This window comes from Acidovorax sp. Root568, assembly GCF_001427445.1.
GTDB lineage: Bacteria > Pseudomonadota > Gammaproteobacteria > Burkholderiales > Burkholderiaceae_C > Acidovorax > Acidovorax delafieldii.
Window position 1 is genome coordinate 16,226 of sequence record NZ_LMGP01000017.1, and the last position, 21,825, is coordinate 38,050.

Sequence of the window (21,825 nt, forward strand, 5' to 3'; positions counted from 1 at the left end):
ATGGCCAAAACAAGCAGGGTAACCGATGGCGCTTCAATACAAAGGCGCATGCCATAGTGGACTTGGATGCGGGCTTGGTACGTACAGTGCGTTGTACTAGCCGAGTGTGGGCTGCAAATTGCCCCAGAGCCTGGGCTGGGGACACAAGCCTTCGGGGATGCAAGCTGCCAAGAGGGTGGCTCTATGCAAACTACAGCACGCATGTCGGAGTCTTGTCTCAGGGTGCTGCAAGCATAGTGCGCTTGGCAAGGCCCCTGCGTTGGGCGCCTTGCTTGGTCTAGCCGCACGAGACTATCAAAGTAAAAGTAGGCATTCGCGCCAAGGCGAATGTAGAGCCCCCCGAGGAAGCAATTGCATCGCGCATTCCCGCGCGACTGGACTTTGAATGCCTCCTGTTTACGAGGTGGTGCATTGTGGGGCCGAGTGGCGCCAAGCTAGATCCGCCATCGATTTGAGGAAGGCGTTTCAGGCCGTAGTCGTTAACCGCAATTCGCAGCTAACTCCTGATGAAAGTCAACGAACCGTCGCAAGCACTGTCTTGAAAACGGTCACTCGCCGCCTCAAGTTCAGTGTAATTCGGAGGACATAGACCATGCGTCTCGACAAATTCACCACCAAATTCCAGGAAGCCCTGAGCGATGCACAGAGCATTGCACTAGGCAATGACCACGCCTACATCGAGCCGGTACATGTGCTGCAGGCCATGCTGCAACAGGACGATGGCCCGAAGGCGCTGCTGCAGCGTGCGGGCGCCAATGTGCCCGGCCTGCTGGCGGGGGCCGAGGCGGCGGTTAAGCGCCTGCCCCAGGTGCAAGGCAACGACCAGGTACAAGGCGGCCCTGAGCTGGGGCGTGTGCTCCAGGCCACCGAGAAAGAGGCCATCAAGCGCGGTGACCAGTTCATCGCCAGCGAGCTGTTTCTGCTCGCCGTGATCGACAGCAAGGGCGAAGCCGCCAAGATCGCCAAGGACAACGGCCTCACGCGCAAGAGCCTGGAGGCCGCCATCGACGCCGTGCGCGGCGGTCAGAAGATGGACAGCGCAGAGGCCGAAGGCCAGCGCGGTGCTTTGGCCAAGTACTGCCTGGATCTCACCGAGCGCGCTCGCCTTGGCAAGCTGGACCCCGTGATTGGCCGCGACGACGAAATCCGCCGTGCCATCCAGGTGCTGCAGCGCCGCACCAAGAACAACCCCGTGCTGATCGGCGAACCCGGCGTGGGCAAGACCGCCATCGTAGAAGGCCTGGCCCAGCGCATTGTGGCGGGCGAAGTACCCGAGAGCCTCAAGGGCAAGCGCGTGCTCAGCCTCGACATGGCCGCGCTGCTTGCGGGTGCCAAGTTCCGGGGCGAGTTTGAAGAGCGCCTGAAAAGCGTGCTCAACGAACTGGCCAAGGACGAAGGTCAGACCATCGTCTTTATCGACGAGCTGCATACCATGGTGGGCGCGGGCAAGGGCGAGGGCGCGATGGACGCGGGAAACATGCTCAAGCCCGCGCTGGCGCGTGGCGAGCTGCACTGCGTGGGGGCCACCACACTCGACGAATACCGCAAGTACATCGAAAAGGATGCGGCACTGGAGCGGCGCTTCCAGAAGATCCTGGTCGGCGAGCCCACCGTGGAGGCGACCATTGCTATCCTCCGCGGCCTGCAGGAAAAATACGAGGTCCACCACGGCGTGGACATTACCGACCCGGCGATCGTCGCTGCGGCCGAGCTGAGCAATCGCTACATCACGGATCGCTTCCTGCCGGACAAGGCGATCGACTTGATCGATGAGGCCGCGTCCAAGATCAAGATCGAGATGGACTCCAAGCCGGAGGTGATGGATAAGCTCGACCGCCGCCTGATTCAGCTGCAGATTGAGCGCGAAGCGGTGCGCCGCGAGAAGGACGAGTCCTCACAAAAGCGCTTTGCGCTCATCGAGGAAGAGATCACCAAGCTGCAAAAGGAAATCGCCGACTACGACGAGATCTGGCAGTCTGAAAAGGCCCAGGCGCAAGGTAGCGCTCATGTGCGCGAGGCCATCGACAAGCTCAAGTTTCAGATCGAGGAATTCACTCGCAAAGGCGACTTCAACAAGGTGGCCGAGCTGCAATACGGCAAGCTGCCTGAGCTGGAAAAGCAGTTGAAGGAAGCCCAAGCGCAAGAGGCCGGCAAGGACGGCGCGCCCGCCACGCTCCGCCTGCTGCGCACGCAGGTGGGCGCCGAGGAAATCGCTGAAGTGGTGAGTCGCGCTACGGGCATTCCCGTGGCCAAGATGATGCAGGGCGAAAAAGACAAGCTCCTGCAGATGGAGTCCAAGCTGCACGAGCGTGTGGTGGGCCAGCAAGAGGCGATTGCCGCAGTGGCCAATGCGATTCGCCGTTCGCGCTCGGGGCTGAGTGACCCCAATCGGCCCACTGGATCGTTCCTGTTCCTCGGCCCCACGGGCGTGGGCAAGACCGAGCTGTGCAAGGCGCTCGCGGGCTTCCTGTTTGACAGCGAAGACCACCTGATCCGCGTCGATATGAGCGAGTTCATGGAGAAACACTCGGTGGCCCGTCTGATCGGTGCGCCGCCCGGCTACGTGGGCTACGAGGAGGGCGGCTACCTGACCGAGGCCGTGCGCCGCAAGCCCTACAGCGTGCTGCTGCTAGACGAGGTGGAGAAGGCCCACCCGGACGTCTTCAACGTGTTGCTGCAGGTGCTGGACGACGGCCGCCTGACCGACGGCCAGGGCCGCACCGTGGACTTCAAGAACACGGTGATCGTGATGACGAGCAACATCGGCTCGCATCTGATCCAGGCCATGGTGGGGCAGGATTCGGAAGACATCAAGGAAGCCGTCTGGGGTGAACTCAAGAACCACTTCCGGCCTGAGTTCCTGAATCGCATCGATGAGACCGTGGTGTTCCATGCGCTGGATGCCCAGCACATTGCCTCGATTGCCAAGATCCAGTTGCAGCTGTTGCAATCCCGGTTGGCGAAGATGGATTTGGAGTTGCAGGTGTCCGACGCTGCCTTGGCAGAATTGGCCAAGGTGGGGTTCGACCCCGTGTTTGGTGCGCGGCCGCTCAAGCGGGCGATCCAGCAGCGCATAGAGAACCCGTTGTCCAAGCTGTTGCTGGAAGGGCGATTCCCGCCCAAGAGTGTGATTCCGGTCACCGTCAACCCTGTCCTGGAGCCTGGTGTGTTCCAGTTCGGAGTTGCCCCGCAAGAGTAATGTGGGCTCGGGAGGCGGTTGCGGTGTGATTCAGCACCGCAATCTGCATCCCAAGTTGTGAAGGAGAGGTGTCGTTTGAATGATTTTGTTGCGGGTGTCGTGAGCTTTCTGTTGCGTCTGGTCGTCATTGCCATGGGGTTGGTCCTGTTTGCCAGCCTTTTGGTCGCGGCCATGTTGCTTGCGCTGGTGTGGGTGCTGCGTGCAGGCTGGGCGCGCCTGACAGGACAACCGGTGACACCGTGGGTGATGCGTGTGGACCCACGCACAGGCTTCACTACGGTCTTTCGGTCTACGCAGCGGTGGTCTGCTGGCCGCCGAGGCAATAGTGCGCCTGAAGCCGCCAGTGAAGACGCCGCCGCATCGCGCCGTGGCGGCATCCTGCCGGGGGCGGCACAGGTCACTGACGTAGACGCACGCGAAGTCCGTTGATGTGGCAGTGGCGGCCGCTGCACTTTGGCTGCAACCAACCCCATCTCATGAGAGCCCCGTGGCACGAGCGTAAGCCAACGGGCATCAACCCTAGGGCGTCTGCCTTTTTGTGACGCGCCCATCGGGGTGTCTCCTATCATCCATCCATGACACCAGCCGATATCCGCGCACATTTCGATCTTCAGTTCCAGGCCAGCCGTGCGCACGTGGACGTGCCGCTGCTCGTGCGGCGAGAGCGTTTGCTGCGCTTGCGCAAGTTGCTCGATGAGAATGGGCCTGTGCTCGCGGCGGCCGTGCAGGCCGACTTTGGCATGCGGTCACCCCGCCTCACGGAGGTGGCAGACTTCTTGGTGCTGCGTACCCTGTTGTCGCACACGCTGCGCCACTTGGCAAAGTGGGTCAAGCCCCGAAAGGTGCATACGCCGATTCACCTCCAGCCGGCCCACGCCTTCATCCTGCGCCAGCCCATGGGGGTGGTGGGGGTGATTGCACCGTGGAATTACCCGGTGCAACTGGCCCTGGCACCTGCCATCACCGCGCTGGCTGCGGGCAACCGCGTCATGCTCAAGCCCAGCGAGTTGACGCCCCATACCTCGGCCCAATTGGCGCTACTGGTGGCGCAGTTCTTTGCCCCCGACGAATTCTGTGTGGTGCAGGGAGACGCCAACCTGTCCGCCTTGTTTGCCTCGTTGCCTTTCGATCATCTGGTGTTCACAGGCTCCACGGCGGTGGGCCGCAAGGTGGCGCAGGCGGCAGCGCAGAACCTGACACCGACCACGCTGGAGCTGGGCGGCAAGTCGCCCTGCATCATCGACGGCCATTGCGATATGGCGGACGCGGCCGTCAAGATTGCGCACGGCAAACTGCTCAATGCGGGGCAAACCTGTATTGCCCCCGACTACGTGCTGCTGCCGCGCGGCCGTGAGGGCGAATTTGCGCAGGCTTACCGGGCCGCAGTGGCGCGCCTGTTCCCCACCATCGAGGGCAACGCCGACTACGCTTCCATCATCACGCCCCGCCACCATGCCCGCTTGCGCACGATGCTGCAGCAGGCGCAAACACAAGGGGCAGAGGTACACACGATCGACCCTACCGACGGCAAACCTATGGTGCCCACCGTGGGAACGCTGGGCGACGGTGCAAGCCGCCAGATGCTGCCCACGCTGGTGTTTGGTGCCACGTCGCAAATGCAGCTCATGCAGGAGGAAATTTTTGGTCCCATCCTGCCCGTGATCTCGTACGAGCGGCTGGACGATGCCATTGCCCACATCAACAGCGGGCCCCGCCCGTTGGCGCTTTATTGGTTTGGCCAGAGCGAGGCCGTGCGCGACGACGTGTTGCGCCGCACCGTCAGCGGCGGGGTGACGGTGAACGACACGCTGATGCACATTGCGCACGACAACCTGCCGTTTGGCGGCGTGGGCGACAGTGGCTGGGGCGCTTACCACGGCGAGCAGGGGTTTCTGCGCTTCTGCCACCAGAAGTCGGTGCTGGTGCAGTCGCGCTGGGCCATGGGCTCGCTGTTCTATCCGCCCTATGGGGCCAAGTTCGACCAGGTCATGGGGCTGCTGCGCCGTTGGTTGTAGTGCTTTGTGTGAATTGCCCGGGTGCTGTCTGACCGCCTTCCGGTTCGTCGTCCACCATGGCAGCAGGCAGCGGCGGCTGGGTGATGAGCTGCACCATCGCATCGCGTAGCTGGCCGGTGGACACCGGCTTGTGCAGCAGCAACGCGGAGGTGGACTGCGCGTCGCGCAGGCGCTGGGGCGAGGTGTCACCCGTCATGATGATCGCGGGCACGTTGGTTCCCAGGTAGGCTCGCAGCGCATGCAGTACCTGTTTGCCGGTTTCTTCATGGCGCAGACGGAAGTCGGTGATGATGATGTCGGGCGTCACGTCCTCCAGGACTTCCAGGGCGGCTGCGCTGGATTCTGCCGTCATGCACTGGCAGCCCCAGCTTTGCAGCAATGACTGCATGCCCAGGCGCACGGCCTCGTCATCGTCGATGGCCAGCACCTTCAGGCCTACCAAGCTGCGGCCGTCCTGGGGTGCGGTGGCATCGTCCTCCAGCGCTCCCTGCCAGCGGTCAAGCCACAGCCTGAAGACAGACCCCTTGCCAGGCTGAGAGCGCAACTCCACGGAGGTCCGCATTTCACGCGCCAGGCGCTGCACGATGGCCAGGCCCAGGCCCAGGCCTTTGCGGCGGTCGCGCTCCGGGTTGCCCAGCTGGTGGAACTCCTTGAAGATGTGTTCCCACTGGTGCTCGGGGATACCCGCCCCGGTGTCCCACACCTCCAGCGCCAGCCGTTTTCCACGCGTGCGGCAGGCAATCAGTACACCGCCCTGGGCGGTGTAGCGCAGGGCGTTGGAGATGAAGTTGTGCATCACCAGGCCGACCAGGGAGCGGTCAGCAAACGCGGCGGCAGAGGTCTCGCGGGTGCGGTACACCAGGCCGGCCGTGTCGGCCTGCACGCCAAACTCCTGCTCCAGCGCGGTGAGCAAGGGTTGCACCGCAAACGCGGCTGGCCGCACCTTGACCACGCCGGCCTCCAGCCGGGAGTAGTCGAGCAGGGTGGAGAGCATCTCGGCCGCAGCGCCTGATGCGGCATGCGCATGTTTCAGCACGGTGCGCTGGTGGTCATTGAGCGGGCTGCGGTGCAGCGATTCCAGGAACAGACCCATGGCATGCAAGGGCTGGCGCAGGTCATGGCTGGCAGCCGCGAGAAAGCGGGATTTGTCCCGGTCGGCCTGCTCGGCGGCCTCTTGCGCCGCCAGGGCCCGCTGCGACTCGGCCCGCAGCTGGCTGACCAGGCGTTCGTTTTCCAGCTTGAGCGCAATGCTGCGCCTTGTGGCACGGTCGGCCGTGAGTGCCTGCAGGCAGGTCAGCGCGTAATACACCCCGGTCAGGAACAGCGCAGGCCACATCACGGGCCCACCCGCCAACGCCACTGACAGCATCACGCCGCCGATGGCGCTGGTGAGGTAGGTGACGTAGGCCCGGTACAGCGGCGCGCCGAGCCCGAGCGCTCCCGACGAGACGGTGCTGATGATGCCGATGGCGTAGATGACGCTGTCGGAGTTGCCCCAGTACAGCACCACATAGCCCAGGCTGCCCCAGCTCAGGCCCATGGCCGCCATGCAGGCGATGAGCTTGCGTGCGGCCTGCGGCGCAGGATCCACAAACGGTGCAATGCTGCGCAGCGCGAGGTACACCCCGGCCACCACCAGCGTGTGCGAGACCAGCCATACCGTAATGGCCTGCGTGTCTGCCACGCGGGCCATGACCCAGAGCGTGCCCAGGGCCGTGGCCAGCGATGCCAGCAGCGTCATCGGAAAGTTCTGTCGCAGCAGGGCCACCTGTTCGCGCAGGACCTCGTCGCGCTCCCACACCGGCCAGCCCCAGCGCGTGGGTGGAATCACCGGCTCGAGGGGCAGCGGGCTGGTTTCAGAGGGGGTCATGAAGCTGCGGGGTGGACAGGCCCAGGCGCTGGGCCGCCAGCAGCGCAGCGCTGCGGCTGTTGACGCCCAGCTGCGCAAAGATGGCCGCCACATGCACACGCACCGTGTTCTCGCTCAGCCCCAGGTCGCGGGCGATCACCTTGTTGGGCCTGCCTGTGCACAGCAGCGACAGCACATCCAGCTGCCGTGCCGTGAGGGATGGCGTGTCGGGCCCCCGCACCGTGGCGCTGTTGCCGCTGTTGATCGGAAAACACGGCTGGCCTGACAGCGCGCAACTGATGGCCTCCAGGATGTCCTCGGCGCTGGCGGACTTGGGCAAAAAGCCATCGGCCCCGCGCGCGCGCGCTTCGTGGATGGCATCGGGTGCCACGCTGGCCGACACCAGAACGATGCGCGCCCGGGGGCATGCCTGTCGCAGCAGCCGCAGGCCGTCCAGCCCGCTCATGCCGGGCAACTGGATGTCCAGCAGGACCAGGTCGATCTCCGCCTGCTGCAGTGCGCAGGCATCGGCGATCGATCCGGCCTCGGCAATGCTGCCCACGCTGGGGTGGTCCTGCACGATCAGGCGTAGCCCCGTGCGGAACAGGGTGTGGTCATCCACAAGCAAAAGACAGGCAGTCATACAGGCAAGTATTGCGCACAACCGGGTGTTGCGGGCTAGTCCATTTGTGCGATGGACGCACGGATGTGCACTTTCTAGACTTTCCGTCAAGCATTGAAAAGCACTTTGGGTGCGCACCAATGCGCAAACCTTCGTAACCACACTCCGTTTTCAAAGGGTTCCCATGACGATCAATGCACACACCCATGGCGCCAGCACCTCCGAAGCAGGCCTGCACCACAGCGAACGACGACCCGCGGCCAGCCCCGGCGCAGCCCATGCGGGCACCGGCCTGGGGGGCAACAGCGTGGCGCTCATCGTGCAGGAGCACTGCCCCGACATGCTGGCGGCAGCCGGCGTGGTGATCGAGCACCTGGACGCCCAGGCTGGCACCTGGCAGTTCTCTGCCGACGCTGGGCAGACCTGGCGTGGCATCCGCACCGACCTGATCAACCGGCCGGGCAACCTTGGCCTGGCGCTGGACCGCGACGCGCGCCTGCGGGTGCTGCCCTTTGGCGGCCACCGGGTGACGGGGGCGCGGGTGGCGTTCCATACGGTGCAGCGCAGCCATGGCCAGGGCAACGGCAGCTACCGTGCGTATGCCAGCGAAGACCGCGATGGCGGTTCGCGCACCGTCACCCTGGTGCTCAGCCTCGCGGCCATCAACGGCGCCCCACCGGCAGTGCATGTGCCCCGCCCCCGCAACAAGCGCGCGATGGTGCAGCGCGCAGCAGCAGCGGCCACTGCGGCTGCGGGCAGCGCCTTGTCGGGCGCCATGGTCATGGCCTGAGGGTCGGCTGCGGGCCCCTGCGAATGCGGGGCGTGGGGGGCAAAAAGCGAGGCAGGGAGGCGTGACCGACAGGGCTGCGCTACCCGCCTGTCAGGGTGGAAAAACCGTTTGCGGCGACAATGCCGGTCCTTTTGTTTTTTCATTCCCCGTTTTCGTTCGGTTTTTTCATGTCAAGTATCCAGGTTCGTCCCGCTACGCTTCGCGATGCCAAAGCCATCGCCCAGATCCACACTGTCTCTGCCCAAGAGGCTTACAAAGGACTGGTGCCAGACGAGCAGTTGAAATCCATGTCGGTCGAAAAGCGCCAGGCCTACTGGCGCGAGGCCATTGAATATTGCGAGCCCCAGGTCCAGGTGGCGGTCGATGGCGAGAAGATCGTCGGTTTTGTCGGCTACGACCGCTCGCGCGATGAAAAGTCCCGCCCCACCACTGGTGAAATCTGGGCCATCTACGCGGCCCCCACCCATTGGAACCAGGGCGTAGGCCTGGCCCTGTGGGACGCCGCCCGTGACGGCCTGCAAGAAGAAGGCTGCACCAACGTCACCGCCTGGGTGCCGCTGCGCAATGAGCGCGCGCTGCGCTTTCATGAGCTGGCCGGCTTCAAGCGCGAGCTGTCCACTGCCAAGACCGCCGTGATCGGCGGCGTGAAGATCGAAGAAGTGCGCCTGAAGCGCCCGATCAACGCTTAAAGTGCGACGACACCCCCCTGCGTCGCTGCGCTCGTTCCCTCCGCTCTGGCTTCGCTGCGCTGCGCGGACAGGGGGACGATGCCTTCGCTGCAGGGCGGCCCTTGCTCGGCATCCCCGGCCTGCCGCGCGCCTGTTTCCCATACTACGGACTGTGCGCGGCACTGTCAGACTCTGATGCCAACAAATCCTTCCACCATCCACTGGACCCACCAGGGTCAGCCTCAGCAAGCCCTGTGGCGCTCCGAGAGTGGCGCCTCAACGCCGCGCCGGGTAGAGGGGGCTGACGACACGCTGGCCGCCGACACGGCTTACCGCATGGCCTGTGAGGGGACGGGGTTGCTGTGGCAGGGTGATTTCCAGAACGCGCGGCACCTGCTGCAAGCGCTGATGCGCCGGGCCGACAAGAAGCCCCGCAAGGCGGCTGCAAAGGCGTCCCAGAAACTGGCGGCGGCCACGGCGGCCGAAGCGTTTCACCTGCACCGCCAGGCACAAGCGCAGCGCGCGCGGGTGCTGGCGTCGGTGCTGATTCCGCTGGAGGGGGACTACAGCATTGCGCTGCGTCGCGCGCCCGACTGGCGCCAGGCCTGCACAGAGGCCTGGGGGCCTGCGACCGGCGAGCGCTCGGTGGCCACGCTGCGCGAGCTGCTGGGACTGGTGGGCGCGCATGAATGGCGCAAGAAAGGGGTCGAAATCCCTGCGCTGGGTGCCCCGCCGCTCAACCGCATTCACCCGCACTATGGTGTGTTCTCGCCGGTGCGTGGCGAATACGTGGGGTTGGTGGCAGCAGCACCTTTGCCCAGCAAGGCCCTGGCGTTTGATATTGGCGTGGGCACGGGGGTGTTGTCGGCTGTGCTGGCGCGCCGTGGCGTGCAGCGCGTGGTGGCCACCGACCAGGATCCCCGGGCACTGGCCTGTGCGCGCGAGAACCTGCAGCGCCTGCAGCTGCTCGACCGTGTCGAGTTGCAGCAAGCGGACCTGTTTCCACCGGGCCGGGCGCCGCTGGTGGTGTGCAATCCCCCTTGGGTGCCGGCGCGCGCCAACTCGCCCATCGAACACGCCGTGTACGACGAAGGCAGCCGCATGCTCAAGGGCTTTCTGGCGGGTTTGTCGGCACACCTGGAGCCCGGCGGCGAGGGCTGGCTGATCCTGTCGGACCTGGCCGAGCACCTGGGCCTGCGCCCGCGCGAACATCTGCTGGCCTGGATTGCCGAGGCGGGCCTGGTGGTGCGTGGCCGCCACGACGTCAAGCCGGTGCATGCCAAGGCTGCCGACGCGCAGGATGCGCTGCACGCTGCGCGTGCGGCCGAGGTCACGTCTCTGTGGCGGCTTGCTGCGGCCTGAACCCGCACAGACCGGCTTAATCCAGCAGCGCGGGCTGCGTAGTGGCAAAGTTTTCAGCCACCGGGCTGGCTGGCAGCAACTGTTCCAGCCGCTCGCGCAGGCTGGCGGCACGCTCGGCGCCTGCAGCGAGTGCCACTTCTTCAAACATGGCTTCGCCCACGTCCAGCATGCTGGTGCGGTCCTTGGCGGCGCGCAGCGCCTCGCGGAAATGCTGTGCCAGCACAGGGTCGCGGCGCGCAAACAGGCGCTCGCAGGTGTCAAACAGGTACATGCGCGCACCGGCCAGCGACCGCAGGGACTCACCCGGTGTCGGGCGCTCGATGGAGGGGGCGGTGGGCTCCGGCGTGGGTGGCAGGTCTGCCGGACCGGTCAGGTAGCCCTGGCGCATCAGGTTCTCGACAATCTGCGCGCCAATGCCGTTGTACATGGCTTGCAGGTCTGACAGCGGTTTGCCGTCGGCCAGCAGAAGCAGGGAGCGTTCGCGCAGGCTCAGGGTGCGCACACCAGGCGAGAGTTCCAGGCGGGCTTTGTCGGTTTTTTGCAGCAGCATGGGGTGTCTCCGTGGCGGTCGGTCTCTGGAGCGAGGATTCCACCAGCCGGGCGTGACGCCGTGATGACCCCTTGGGATGTCCTGCATCACAATCGTGGGCTGGCTGGCGCTGCCTCAAGCTCCGCATGCCTGCGCAATTGCTCCTTATTTGATAGCTGCTTGGGCATATTGCACTAGCGCTTGGTGCTGTTTTTGTTTGATTTTTGCTGCTGAGTGCCTGTGGAGGCCCTTTTTTCGGAGAGGGCTCATCGAGCCAGCAGTCCCCCTGAGATGACCTTGCTGCTCGCCCCGATGGAGGGGCTTCTGGATTTTGTGCTGCGCGACGTGCTGACCCGCGTGGGCGGCGTGGACCGCTGCGTGTCGGAGTTCATCCGCATCACCGGCACCCTGCTGCCCGACAAGGTGTTCCTGCGCTACGTGCCCGAGCTGCGCAACGGCAGCCGTACCTTGGCCGGGGTGCCCGTGCGGGCCCAGTTGCTGGGCTCCGACCCGGTCAGCATGGCCGAGAACGCGGCGCGCCTGGCGGCGCTGGGCCCCGAGGGGATCGACCTGAACTTCGGCTGCCCCGCCAAGGTGGTCAACCGCCACGGCGGTGGCGCGGCACTGCTGCAGGAGCCTGAGCGCATTGCGGCCGTAGTGGCTGCGGTACGCCGCGCCGTGCCGGCGCACCTGCCGGTGTCGGCCAAGATGCGCCTGGGGTTCAACGACACCCACCTGATGCGCGAATGCGCCCAGGCCATGCAGGCAGGGGGCGCTGCCGAGCTGGTGGTGCACGCGCGCACCAAGGCCGACGGCTACCGCCCACCGGCCTACTGGGAGCACATCCCCACCATCCGCGCGGCGGTCTCCATCCCGGTGGTGGCCAATGGCGAGATCTGGACGGTGGCCGACGCGCAGCGCTGCCGTGAAGTGTCGGGCTGCGACGCGCTAATGCTGGGGCGCGGCATCGTGGCGGACCCCGGCCTGGCACGCGCCATTCGCGCTGCCGATGCAGGACGTCCGGACACGGACACCGTGGTGTGGGCCGATCTGGTGCCACACCTGGCCGCCTTCTGGCAGCTGGTGTGCGACGACCTGGAGCCGCGCCAGCGCGCGGGGCGCCTCAAGCAATGGCTTAACCTGTTGCGCCGCCGGTTTGCCGAGGCCGAGGTGGCGTACCAGCATGTGCGCACCATGACGGACCAGCGGGCGATCACCGTGTGGGTGGCGGACTTGCAGGCGCAAGCCCAGAGCGCCCGCGGCGCTTAGGACAGGGTCTCAGGCCGCTGCTACAGCAGGTGGTCGGGCGCCAGGGGGCCCAGCAGCTGCAGCATCAGCCGCAGCGGGGCACTGGCGTCGGGCTCGGTCGTGGCGTCTGGCAGCCCGCTGCCCTCGGGGGCGCGCCAGCGCAGGCCCTGGTCGGTGGCCTGCACCTGCCACGCGGATTCTTTCAGCGCCGTGTCGATCTGAGTGAGGGCGCGGCGAGACAGCTCCGTGCTGCGGATCAGCAGCGCCACCTCGGTGTTCTGCCGCTGCGAGCGCATGTCCAGGTTCATCGACCCCACTGCCAGCAGTCGGCCGTCCACGATCATCAGCTTGGAGTGCAGCATGGCGCGCGAGCTGCCTTGCGAACCCACGGCACCCGCGCCGCCGCCCATGCTGCCCGATACGCCCAGCGCTCCCCGCAGCACCCCTGGCAGTTCGCTGTGCATCTCGTACAGCTCCACCCCCATGGCAAGCAGCTGCGGCCGGTGGCGGGCATAGCCGGCATGCGCAATGGGCGCGTCGTTGGAGGCCAGCGAATTGGTCAGCACCCGCACCCGCACGCCGCGCGCCCTCGCCGCCGCAAAGGCGGCCTCCATGTCCGGCCCCGGCACAAAGTAGGGCGAGATGATGAGCAGGTCGCGCCGCGCTTGGCCCATGAGCTGCAACAGCCCGTCCACCACGGTGTCGGTTTGGGCCTCGGTGGCTTCGGGGCTTGCGCGGGGGCTGTCGGGTGGCGCGCCGTTGGAAGATGCGGTGGCGCTATCGGCCGTCGGCAGCACGCGGGGTGGGGGGGCTGCCGCGCTGTCGGCCGCCGGTATCGTGCGGGAGCCCGAGACCAAGGCGGCAGCAGCGGCCTTGGGGCTGTGGGTCGCCCCTGCGGCGGCGCTGGCGCCTGGGCCCGGCGGCGGTGCTGCCAAGGCCAGAGCAGCCCCATTGCCCATCCCTGCGCTGTCGGCCGGGATCTTGGCAGGCTGGTCCACCAGCACGGCCGCCGCAGCCCAGACGAAGGGCGTGCGCTCCAGGTCCATGGGCTCGTAGTTCCAGATGCGTGCCCGCTGCGCAGCGGTGGTGCCTGGCCCCATGTCGGGCGGCAGGCGGTCTGGGGCGGTGGTGCCACCCTGGCCTGCGACACGGCGTCTGCGCCCTTCGTCGGCCACACGGATGCTGTCGCGCAGGTGGTCAAGCTCGCCCTGTGTGATGAGCGACTGCACCGGGTAGGCGCGCTCGTTGTTCCAGTAGCTGTCAAAGCTGCGCGACAGGTCCCGCACGATGGGGCCTGCAGCCAGCACGTCCAGGTCCACAAAGTTACCCGAGTCGGCATTGCCGAAATAGGCGTCACCCAGGTTGCGGCCCCCGGTCACAGCCATGGCGTTGTCGGCAATGAACAGCTTGTTGTGCATGCGCTGCTGCACGCGCGAGAAGTCGCCCAGCAGGCCCAGCATGCGACCAATGGGAGACCCCCTTGCGCCCGTGAGGGGGTTGAACATGCGCATCTCGATGTTGGGCACAAACGCCAGCCGCATCACCTGCGCATCACGCCCGGTGCTGTGGAAGTCGTCCAGCAGCACGCGCACTCGCACGCCGCGCTGGGCTGCTGCCATCACGCTGAGCAGCAGGCGTTCGCTGCTGGCGTCTGCGTGGATCGCGTAGTACTGCAGGTCCAGGGTTTTCTGTGCGGCGTCCACCAGAGCCAGGCGGCTGCTATAGGCGGCTTGCGGGCCGCTGAGCAGCGCAAACCCCGAAGCGTGCCGCGCCCCTTCGGCGACCCTGCGTGCTGCTACCAGCTGGCCCAGGGGGGTATCGCCAGGGGCCGCCCAGGCTGCCGACACCGGGCGGTCCACATCCTTGGGCAGACCCGCGCAACCGGCGAGGGCCACGGCAACCACCACCAGCGCCATGCCCAGCCAGCCGGGGCGGGCCCGCAGGGGCAGGGTCAAGGACAAGGAGGGCAAAGACAACATGGCGCGATTGTGACCGTGGAGCCGCTGGGGCGCAGGGCTCAGGTATAGCCGTGCGCCGGCCCAGGCGATGTCAGACGGGGCGCCAAGGCGACGGCTGGGCCCTGCACCAGGCGTGGTGCCGGGCCCGGGCCGCCGCCGGTTGGGCTGGCTACCAGCTCACTTCGCGGTCGGGCGTGGCGCTGATCTTGTGGATGCTCAGGTCGGCGCCATCAAACTCTTCTTCCTGTGTCAGGCGGATGCCCACCGTCTGCTTGAGGATGCCGTACACCACCACGCCGCCAACCAGGGCCCAGAGCACGCCCAGGCCGGTACCGATGAGCTGGGCCGACAGGCTGACCCCGCCCAGCCCGCCCAACGCCTTGCTGCCAAAGATACCCGCAGCCAGTCCGCCCCAGGTGCCGCACAGCCCGTGCAGCGGCCATACGCCCAGCACGTCGTCGATCTTCCATTTGTTTTGCGTCAGGGTGAACATCAGCACAAAAATGGCCCCGGCCACCGCGCCCACCACCAGCGCACCCAGCGGGTGCATGAGGTCCGAGCCCGCACACACGGCCACCAGACCCGCCAGCGGGCCGTTGTGCACAAAGCCGGGGTCGTTCTTACCCAGCACCAGGGCGGCCAGCGTGCCGCCCACCATGGCCATCAGCGAGTTCACGGCGACGAGGCCCGAAAGCTTGTCCACGGTCTGCGCGCTCATCACATTGAAGCCGAACCAGCCCACCACCAGCACCCAGGCGCCCAGCGCCAGGAACGGGATGTTGGACGGCGGGTGGGCCGATATCGCACCGTCCTTGCGGTAGCGGTTGGCGCGAGAGCCCAGCAGGATCACCGCCGGCAACGCAATCCAGCCGCCCATGGCGTGCACCACCACCGAGCCCGCAAAGTCGTGGAACTCTTCGCCCGTCAGCGCCTTGATCCAGCCCTGCACACCAAAATGCTGGTTCCAGGCAATACCCTCAAAAAACGGGTACACAAAGCCGACGATGACTGCTGTTGCCAGCAGTTGCGGCCAAAACTTGGCGCGCTCCGCGATGCCGCCCGACACAATGGCTGGAATGGCTGCCGCAAACGTGAGCAAGAAGAAGAACTTGACCAGCGCATAGCCGCTTTGCTGCACCAGCGATTCGGCGCCGATGAAGAAATGCGTGCCGTAGGCCACTGTGTAGCCGACCACAAAATAGACCACCGTCGACACCGAAAAGTCCACCAGGATCTTGACCAGCGCATTCACCTGGTTCTTTTTGCGGACTGTGCCCAGCTCCAGAAAAGCAAACCCGGCGTGCATGGCCAATACCATGATCGCCCCGAGCAAGATGAACAAGGCATCTGTGCCCTGTTTGAGTGCTTCCATAACGTCCTCGCGATAGTGATTGATCGACTCTGGTGCGTTTTCATCCGACGCCACAGATTTGCACCAAGTTGAAGCAAGAAGTGCGCCAGGAGTTGGTGCAAGGCTTTGCACCGAATTGGGGCTTTGCCGGAGGGGTAGGTTTGTAGGTGGTGGATAAATACTGTATAAATAAACAGTTTTATCGTGCATGCTGCTCCACCACTCGATCGCCATGAGCTCACTTGACCCTCCCGACGACGACCTGCCTGCACAGCCGCAGGACATCCGGATTCCGCTGCAGGCCATCCGCGGGCGCGGTGCCGCCACGGCCATGGCCCACCGCTTTGCCAAAGACCAGCGCGAACGTGCGGATGATGGGTGGAACCATCCGCGCGCCCTTGACAGGGTCGAGGGCGTGGAGCAGGGTGGCACGGGTACGGCTCAGGATGGCAGCCCGAACGGCGGGGGGGCCGAAGAGGGTGATGCATGGGGCGGGGGCGACGAGGGCGCCTGCGCCAGCCCCTCACCCGCCACCCGCGTGCATTTCGAGACGGCACGCAGCGCCCTGTGTGCCAACGACTCGCCCGACATCTTTTTTGAACTCTCGGTCAACCCCTACCGGGGCTGCGAGCACGGCTGCATCTACTGCTACGCACGGCCCACGCACAGCTACCTCAATTTTTCGCCCGGGCTCGACTTTGAGACGCAGATCGTGGCCAAGCACAACGTGGCGCAGGTGTTGCGTCAAGAGCTTGCACAGCCGCGATACGTGCCGCGTTTGCTCAACATCGGCTCCGCCACCGACTGCTACCAGCCCGTGGAGCGCGACCTGAAGCTCACGCGCAGCGTGATCGAAGTGATGCGCGAGGCGCGCCACCCGTTTTCGCTGATCACCAAATCCAGCGGCGTGGAGCGCGACCTGGACCTGCTCGCCCCGCTGGCAGCGCAGCGCTTGGCGGCGGTGTACATCACCATCACCACACTCGACGCTGCGCTGGCTCGCCGCATGGAACCCCGCGCCGCCGCGCCCCACCGGCGGCTGCGCACCATCCGTGCATTGGCCGAGGCGGGTGTGCCCGTGGGCGTGAGCGTGGCGCCCCAGATCCCGTTCATCACCGAAGACATGGAGCAGGTACTGGAGGCCGCACGCGACGCCGGTGCGCGCACCGCGTTCTACACGGTGCTGCGGCTACCGTGGGAGCTGGATGCGTTGTTTCGAGAGTGGCTCGCCGTGCACTACCCGCAGCGCGCAGCGCGCGTCATGGCCCGGGTGCAAGACCTGCACCCCCTGACCGGGGCCCAGCGCGCGGCTGGCAAGACCTATGACAGCGACTTTGCTACCCGCATGAAGGGCAGCGGGCTCTGGGCCGACCTGCTGCGCCAGCGATTTGCCAACACCTGCCGCCGCCTGGGGCTCAACCGCGAGCGCGAGGGTCTGGACCTGGGCCAGTTCAGGCCGGGACTGCTGAAAGGGCAGGGGAGCCTCTTCTAGATCCCGTGCCCGCCTCCGTGCACTTTGCACTGCGCGCCGCAGGCCGCAATGCGTTGCCTCGTCAGCCCCCCCACACCCGCTGCACTATCTGGGTGTACAGCGGAATACCCACCAGGATGTTCAGCGGAAACGTCACCCCCAGCGAGAGGCTCACGTACAGCGACGGGTCGGCTTCGGGGATGGCATAGCGCACCACGGCAGGCACCGCGATGTAGGACGCGCTGGCGGCCAGCACCATGAGCAGCACGGCGTCCCCCGTGGGCACCTGCAGCAGCCAGGCCAGCGCCAGGGCCAGGCTGGCGTGCGTCAGCGGCCCCAGCACCGCGTAAGCCAGCAGCCATGGCGACTGCTTGCGCACCGCAGGCAGGTTGCGAGCCGTGGACAGGCCCATGTCCAGCAAGAACAGGCACAGCATGCCCTTGAACAGATCGCCCGAGAACGGCTGCATGGCCGCCTTGCCGGCATCGCCAGTCACCATGCCGATCACCATGGCGCCCAGCAGCAGCAACTGGGTGCCGTCGGTGAACGACTCGTGCAGGATCTTGCCCACCGACAGGTGAGGCCCCGGCTTGCCTGGTGCGCCGCCTGCGCTTGCGCCACCCAGTGCGGGGCCCCCTGCCGACGCCATGGCGACCACCGGTGGCACGCGCAGGAGGGGGCTTGGGGCGGTGACTGCCACCGACTGCCGCTGCCGCATCGCATTGGCCAGCATCACCGCCAGGATGATGGCGGGCGACTCCATCAGCGCCATGGCTGCCGCCATGTAGCCGCCGTAGGCAATGTGCTGTGACTCCAGGTACTGCGTGGCCGTCACAAAGGTCACGGCGCTGACCGATCCGTAGGTGGCTGCGACCGCCGCCGCGTTGAAGCCCGACAGCACCCGCCGCAGCAGCGCATAGCCCACCAGCGGCACCACCACGGCCAGCAGCACCGCCAGCCCCAGACTGCTGGCCACACTGGGTGTCAGGCCTGAAGCCGCCAAGGCAAACCCGCCCTTGAGGCCCAGCGCCATCAGCAGGTAGATGGACAAGAACTTCGAGATCGCCGCCGGCATCTCCAGGTTGGATCGGACCAGGCCCGCAAACACTCCCAGGGCAAAAAACAAAATCGCGGGGTCCAGCAAGCTTTGCATCATTCAACTCCTTGTTGGGGGCCGATGCTAGGGATGTGTGGCTGCAAAGTAAAATCGATTCGAACGCGGTTATCTATAGATAAAAATCTATGAACATTACCTTTCGCCAGCTGCGGCTGTTCCTGGCACTGGCCGAGACGGGCAGCGTCAGCGCCGCCGCCAAGGTCATGCATGTCACGCAGCCCACGGCCTCCATGCAGTTGCGTGAGGTGACCCAGGCCGTGGGCCTGCCGCTGTACGAGGTGGTCTCACGCCGTGTACACCTGACCGAGGCGGGACAGGCCCTGGCCCGCACTGCGCGTGCCATTGCGGGCGAGTGGGATGCGTTCGAGCAGCGTGTGTCGGGCGCCAAGGGCCTCACCAGCGGGCGCCTCAAGGTCGCCGTGGTCAGCACCGCCAAATACTTTGTGCCCCGCCTGCTGGGCAGCTTCTGCAAGCTGCACCCGCAGATCGATATCTCGCTGGAGGTACTCAACCGCGACCACGTCATCACCCGCCTGCGCAGCAATCTGGACGACCTCTACGTCATGTCCATGCCGCCTGCGGATTTGCCGCTGGAGGACCAGATCCTCATGCCGAATCCGCTGGTTGTCATCGCCCCCGCAGGCCACCCCTTGGCCGCCAGAAAGCGCATCAAGCTCGCGCAATTGCAGACGGAGCGTTTCATCCTGCGCGAAAAAGGCTCCGGCACCCGCATGGCCACTGACGCCCACCTGCGCCAACTGGGTTTTGCGCCCAGCGCATTGCTGGAGCTGGGCAGCAACGAGGCCATCAAGGAGTCGGTGGAGGGCCAGCTGGGCGTTTCCATCGTCTCTCACCACGCCCTGGGCCCGCACCACGAGGGGCTTGCCGTGCTCAACGTGCAGGGCTTTCCCATCCAGTCGCAGTGGCACCTGGTCTGGCCCAAGGGCAAGCAGCTGTCACCGATTGCCGAGGTGTTCCGGGCGCATTTGGTGGGGGAGGTGGAGGGCTGGATGGCGCTGCGGTGATTGCGCACCCTGCGGGCTCGCCGACTGCGGCGGCCTTGGTGATGACTGTAGGGGAGGGCGCTTAACGCCGAATGCCGTGCTGCCTGCAAAGGGACGGCGCCGCCACAAGCGGGTGTTCGGTCTCAATGGACATGCCGATGGTGGATGTCCGGGTAGTGCGGATGCGTGTGCTTCAGTGGCAGGTGCGTGTGTCGGTGGCTGTGTTTGCCGCTGCCGCGATGCTCTACGCCATGCGCGTGCTGGTGGTGCTCGTCATGTTCGTGTTCGTGCTCGTGTTCCAGCGCTTCGTGTTGGTGCTCATGGCTGTGGTGTTCCGTGAGGTGCAACCACACCCCCAGGCCCATCAGCGCAGCGGCCATCCAGAACACCCATGACGTTGGTTCCGAGAACACCGACAAGGACACAACCACCCCCATGAAGGGCGCGGTGGAGAAGTAGGCTCCCGTGCGGGCTGTGCCGAGTCCGCGCAATGCCAGTACAAACAGCACAAGGCTCAGTCCGTATCCCAAAAGGCCGACAGCCATCGTTGCAGACAGTGTGGCCCATGAAGGCCAGGCGGCGCCCATGCTGATGGCCAGCATGGTGTTGACCGACCCCGCGATCAGGCCCTTGATGCTGGCAACAAAGAGCGCGTCGGAGGCAGAAACCTTGCGTGTGAGGTTGTTGTCGATGGCCCAGCACAAGCAGGCCAGGCCCACCAGCCAGGAGCCCGTGCCGCCAGGTTGCCACGGAGAGCCGGTCTGCCAGCCCAGGGCAATGCCTCCCGCCACGATGGCAAGCATGCCCCCCACGATGCGCCGGTCGGCGTTTTCTTTGAACACCCACCAGGCAATGACTGCGGTCAGCACCGCTTCCAGATTCAACAAGAGCGAAGCCGTGGCGCCGCTGGTGGAGTGCAGTCCCAGCATCAGCGCCACCGGCCCCATCACGCCTCCAAACAGCACGGCGCCCAGGAGCCAGGGCCATTCATTCAAGGGAATGCCAGAGGGCTTGAGCCCGCCATCGCGGACCACACGCACCAGGGCCAGTCCCAGGCCGCTGCCCAGATACAGAAGGCCTGCCAGCAGCACCGGTGGCAGGTCGCCCGTCAGCAGCTTGGCAAAAGGGGTGCTGGCGCCAAAGAGCACCGCGGCGCCCAGGGCGTAAATGACGCTTTGATTCATGGCGGAATCTTCTACCTGAAGGCGCCTGGCGTCTTCAGCGGCTGCGGGCCGACAGGGCTGGAGTCACTCCACCACCGATGCGCGCGGGTTGCGCCGCCCATCCACGGGCAAGGGCTTTCTTTGCCATGACCCGCAGTGACCAGCAATGGACCGCCTCGGGCGGGTACCGCTGTCAGCGGGCCTGTTTACACCAGCACGTCCCGCAAAGACACGTCCTTGTCGAACTGCGCCTTGGCAAACGGGCACAGCGGGACCACCTTGGTGCCTGTGGCCCTGGCCCATTGAACCAGTGCGTCGAGCAGCGCGCGCCCCACACCCTGGCCGCCGAGCGATGGGTCCACCTCGGTGTGGTCCACGATGATCATCGTGGCGTTGGTGCGGCTGTAGGTCATCTCGGCCAGGCGCTGGCCATTGCGCTCGATGTAGAACGCACCTTTGGCGTCCTGTTCCTGGTGGTGAATGGTGTGTGGCATGTTGGGGCGCAAGGGGTATGGGTCTGCGTCAGAGTATGGTGCATCCTGTGCTGCAGTGGGGGCCCGGCCCGGCGGGGCGGGCTCCATCGGCTTGCGGCGCCTACTGGACTTGGAATGCCTCGGACAGAAACTCTGCGGTGGCGCGCACCCGGGCCGTGCGTTGCAGGTCGGGGTGCATGACTTGCCAGACCTCGTAGTCGGTCGCCCGGCGGCGCTCGGGCCAGATGCGCACCAGGCCTTCGCGCGCCCCCATCCACACCGGCATTTCACCCAGGCCAATGCCCGCCGCCACGCCCTTGCGCACCAACAGGCTGGAGCGCACGGCCAGCGCAATCCGGGCCTGGCGCGCAGGCACGCCCGCCATGGTCAGAAACGGGCTTTGCTCCAGGTAAGGCGCGTAGGCCACCAGGTGGTGGCCGCGCAGTTCGTCCTCTGGCACCGGCATGCCAAAACGCTCAACGTAGCCCGCACTGGCGAACAGGCCCACAGGCCACGACACCACGCGGCGCACCACGAGGTCGGGCGCCTCGGGCCGGACGTTGCGGAAAGCGATGTCCACCTGGCGGCGGCTGAGGCTGAGCAACTGGGTGGACACCTCCAGGTCCACGCGGATGTGGGGCCAGTGCTGCTGCAGGCGCTCAATGGCGGGCATCAGCAGGTCGATGGCGATCGAGTCAGTGCTGGTCACACGCACCAGGCCGCCAGGGCTGGTGTCCTGGCCCTCGATGCGGGTGCGCAGGTCCAGGGCCGCGCTTTCCATGCGGCGGGCCGCGGCAAGCGCTGTCTCGCCTGCAGCGGTGAGCAGGTAGCCGTCCTTGGCACGCAGGAAGAGCTTGGCGCCCAGTTCGGCCTCCAGCGCGTTCAGCCGCCGCCCGACGGTGGCCTGGTCCACGCCCAGGCTGCGCGCGGCGGCGCGCAAGGAGGGCGCGCGGGTGAGGGCAAGAAAGATGCGGGTGTCGTCCCAGTTCATGGCCGTATGGAGGTT

The 21,825-nt window shown here is 66.0% G+C and carries 18 protein-coding genes; 9 read left to right on the forward strand and 9 right to left on the reverse strand.

Annotated elements, in window-relative coordinates; all coding sequences use genetic code 11:
- Positions 1-592: 592 nt before the first annotated feature.
- From clpB to ASD75_RS16265, 3 genes are all read left to right on the forward strand, one after another.
- Positions 593-3,199: an ATP-dependent chaperone ClpB gene (gene clpB / locus ASD75_RS16255; protein ID WP_056746999.1), complete on the forward strand. Its 2,607-nt coding sequence runs from the start codon at positions 593-595 to the stop codon at positions 3,197-3,199.
- A gap of 75 nt (positions 3,200-3,274) precedes the next feature.
- Entirely contained in the window at positions 3,275-3,628 is a 354-nt protein-coding gene (locus ASD75_RS16260; protein ID WP_056747000.1) for a hypothetical protein, read from the forward strand.
- A gap of 146 nt (positions 3,629-3,774) precedes the next feature.
- On the forward strand, positions 3,775-5,214 hold the full coding sequence (locus ASD75_RS16265; protein WP_056747001.1) for a coniferyl aldehyde dehydrogenase: 1,440 nt from the start codon (positions 3,775-3,777) through the stop codon (positions 5,212-5,214).
- Here the strand turns inward: ASD75_RS16265 and ASD75_RS16270 are convergent.
- Both ASD75_RS16270 and ASD75_RS16275 read right to left on the reverse strand, forming a co-directional pair.
- Entirely contained in the window at positions 5,186-7,084 is a 1,899-nt protein-coding gene (locus ASD75_RS16270) for a hybrid sensor histidine kinase/response regulator (RefSeq protein ID WP_056747002.1), read from the reverse strand. The two genes, ASD75_RS16265 and ASD75_RS16270, sit on opposite strands and share 29 nt — an antisense overlap.
- The gene (locus ASD75_RS16275) at positions 7,071-7,706 is read right to left on the reverse strand and encodes a response regulator transcription factor (protein WP_056064934.1); all 636 of its coding nucleotides are present in this window, start codon (positions 7,704-7,706) and stop codon (positions 7,071-7,073) included. Before ASD75_RS16275 ends, ASD75_RS16270 begins: the two co-directional genes overlap by 14 nt.
- Before the next feature lie 163 nt (positions 7,707-7,869).
- Here ASD75_RS16275 and ASD75_RS16280 point away from each other — a divergent pair, with 163 nt between their 5' ends.
- The 3 genes from ASD75_RS16280 (at position 7,870) to ASD75_RS16290 (ending at position 10,505) form a co-directional block, all read left to right on the forward strand.
- Positions 7,870-8,475, forward strand: a complete 606-nt coding sequence (locus tag ASD75_RS16280) for a hypothetical protein (protein ID WP_056064932.1) — start codon at positions 7,870-7,872, stop codon at positions 8,473-8,475.
- A 167-nt stretch (positions 8,476-8,642) separates the two neighbouring features.
- Positions 8,643-9,164 (forward strand): GNAT family N-acetyltransferase, encoded by a 522-nt coding sequence (locus ASD75_RS16285; RefSeq protein ID WP_056065189.1) that lies wholly within the window; start codon positions 8,643-8,645, stop codon positions 9,162-9,164.
- Between the two features lie 174 nt (positions 9,165-9,338).
- Complete coding sequence (locus tag ASD75_RS16290; protein WP_056747003.1) at positions 9,339-10,505, forward strand: class I SAM-dependent methyltransferase; 1,167 nt, start codon at positions 9,339-9,341, stop codon at positions 10,503-10,505.
- A 16-nt stretch (positions 10,506-10,521) separates the two neighbouring features.
- Here ASD75_RS16290 and ASD75_RS16295 read toward each other — a convergent pair whose 3' ends face one another.
- Positions 10,522-11,055, reverse strand: coding sequence for a hypothetical protein (locus ASD75_RS16295; protein WP_056747004.1), 534 nt, complete (start codon positions 11,053-11,055; stop codon positions 10,522-10,524).
- Between the two features lie 270 nt (positions 11,056-11,325).
- On the opposite strand from ASD75_RS16295, the gene ASD75_RS16300 reads away from it, so the two are divergent.
- A complete protein-coding gene (locus ASD75_RS16300) occupies positions 11,326-12,303 on the forward strand; it encodes a tRNA-dihydrouridine synthase (protein ID WP_056747005.1) in 978 nt (325 codons plus the stop codon).
- A gap of 20 nt (positions 12,304-12,323) precedes the next feature.
- Here the strand turns inward: ASD75_RS16300 and ASD75_RS16305 are convergent, their stop codons facing one another.
- A complete protein-coding gene (locus ASD75_RS16305; protein WP_056747006.1) occupies positions 12,324-14,261 on the reverse strand; it encodes a phospholipase D family protein in 1,938 nt (645 codons plus the stop codon).
- A gap of 148 nt (positions 14,262-14,409) precedes the next feature.
- The gene (locus tag ASD75_RS16310) at positions 14,410-15,612 is read right to left on the reverse strand and encodes an ammonium transporter (RefSeq protein WP_056064922.1); all 1,203 of its coding nucleotides are present in this window, start codon (positions 15,610-15,612) and stop codon (positions 14,410-14,412) included.
- Positions 15,613-15,823: 211 nt separating this feature from the next.
- Between ASD75_RS16310 and ASD75_RS16315 the strand changes: the two genes are divergently transcribed.
- On the forward strand, positions 15,824-17,083 hold the full coding sequence (locus ASD75_RS16315; protein WP_056747198.1) for a PA0069 family radical SAM protein: 1,260 nt from the start codon (positions 15,824-15,826) through the stop codon (positions 17,081-17,083).
- 61 nt (positions 17,084-17,144) lie between these two features.
- Here the strand turns inward: ASD75_RS16315 and ASD75_RS16320 are convergent, their stop codons facing one another.
- A complete protein-coding gene (locus tag ASD75_RS16320) occupies positions 17,145-18,215 on the reverse strand; it encodes a sodium-dependent bicarbonate transport family permease (protein ID WP_056747199.1) in 1,071 nt (356 codons plus the stop codon).
- An 89-nt stretch (positions 18,216-18,304) separates the two neighbouring features.
- Between ASD75_RS16320 and ASD75_RS16325 the strand changes: the two genes are divergently transcribed.
- Entirely contained in the window at positions 18,305-19,204 is a 900-nt protein-coding gene (locus ASD75_RS16325) for a LysR family transcriptional regulator (protein ID WP_056747007.1), read from the forward strand.
- Between the two features lie 122 nt (positions 19,205-19,326).
- Here ASD75_RS16325 and ASD75_RS16330 read toward each other — a convergent pair whose 3' ends face one another.
- The 3 genes from ASD75_RS16330 to ASD75_RS16340 form a co-directional block, all read right to left on the reverse strand.
- Positions 19,327-20,367 (reverse strand): DMT family transporter, encoded by a 1,041-nt coding sequence (locus tag ASD75_RS16330; RefSeq protein ID WP_056747008.1) that lies wholly within the window; start codon positions 20,365-20,367, stop codon positions 19,327-19,329.
- Positions 20,368-20,552: 185 nt separating this feature from the next.
- On the reverse strand, positions 20,553-20,840 hold the full coding sequence (locus ASD75_RS16335) for a GNAT family N-acetyltransferase (RefSeq protein WP_056747009.1): 288 nt from the start codon (positions 20,838-20,840) through the stop codon (positions 20,553-20,555).
- Between the two features lie 100 nt (positions 20,841-20,940).
- Complete coding sequence (locus ASD75_RS16340) at positions 20,941-21,810, reverse strand: LysR family transcriptional regulator (protein ID WP_056747010.1); 870 nt, start codon at positions 21,808-21,810, stop codon at positions 20,941-20,943.
- Positions 21,811-21,825: the final 15 nt, after the last annotated feature.

Excerpts from the sequence above, each read along its gene's own strand:
- clpB (WP_056746999.1), top strand. The coding sequence starts at position 593 with ATGCGTCTCGACAAATTCACCACCAAATTCCAGGAAGCCCTGAGCGAT.
- ASD75_RS16265 (WP_056747001.1), top strand. The coding sequence starts at position 3,775 with ATGACACCAGCCGATATCCGCGCACATTTCGATCTTCAGTTCCAGGCC.
- ASD75_RS16270 (WP_056747002.1), bottom strand. The coding sequence starts at position 7,084 with ATGACCCCCTCTGAAACCAGCCCGCTGCCCCTCGAGCCGGTGATTCCA.
- ASD75_RS16275 (WP_056064934.1), bottom strand. The coding sequence starts at position 7,706 with ATGACTGCCTGTCTTTTGCTTGTGGATGACCACACCCTGTTCCGCACG.
- ASD75_RS16280 (WP_056064932.1), top strand. The coding sequence starts at position 7,870 with ATGACGATCAATGCACACACCCATGGCGCCAGCACCTCCGAAGCAGGC.
- ASD75_RS16285 (WP_056065189.1), top strand. The coding sequence starts at position 8,643 with ATGTCAAGTATCCAGGTTCGTCCCGCTACGCTTCGCGATGCCAAAGCC.
- ASD75_RS16290 (WP_056747003.1), top strand. The coding sequence starts at position 9,339 with ATGCCAACAAATCCTTCCACCATCCACTGGACCCACCAGGGTCAGCCT.
- ASD75_RS16295 (WP_056747004.1), bottom strand. The coding sequence starts at position 11,055 with ATGCTGCTGCAAAAAACCGACAAAGCCCGCCTGGAACTCTCGCCTGGT.
- ASD75_RS16300 (WP_056747005.1), top strand. The coding sequence starts at position 11,326 with ATGACCTTGCTGCTCGCCCCGATGGAGGGGCTTCTGGATTTTGTGCTG.
- ASD75_RS16305 (WP_056747006.1), bottom strand. The coding sequence starts at position 14,261 with ATGTTGTCTTTGCCCTCCTTGTCCTTGACCCTGCCCCTGCGGGCCCGC.
- ASD75_RS16310 (WP_056064922.1), bottom strand. The coding sequence starts at position 15,612 with ATGGAAGCACTCAAACAGGGCACAGATGCCTTGTTCATCTTGCTCGGG.
- ASD75_RS16315 (WP_056747198.1), top strand. The coding sequence starts at position 15,824 with ATGAGCTCACTTGACCCTCCCGACGACGACCTGCCTGCACAGCCGCAG.
- ASD75_RS16320 (WP_056747199.1), bottom strand. The coding sequence starts at position 18,215 with ATGCAAAGCTTGCTGGACCCCGCGATTTTGTTTTTTGCCCTGGGAGTG.
- ASD75_RS16325 (WP_056747007.1), top strand. The coding sequence starts at position 18,305 with ATGAACATTACCTTTCGCCAGCTGCGGCTGTTCCTGGCACTGGCCGAG.
- ASD75_RS16330 (WP_056747008.1), bottom strand. The coding sequence starts at position 20,367 with ATGAATCAAAGCGTCATTTACGCCCTGGGCGCCGCGGTGCTCTTTGGC.
- ASD75_RS16335 (WP_056747009.1), bottom strand. The coding sequence starts at position 20,840 with ATGCCACACACCATTCACCACCAGGAACAGGACGCCAAAGGTGCGTTC.
- ASD75_RS16340 (WP_056747010.1), bottom strand. The coding sequence starts at position 21,810 with ATGAACTGGGACGACACCCGCATCTTTCTTGCCCTCACCCGCGCGCCC.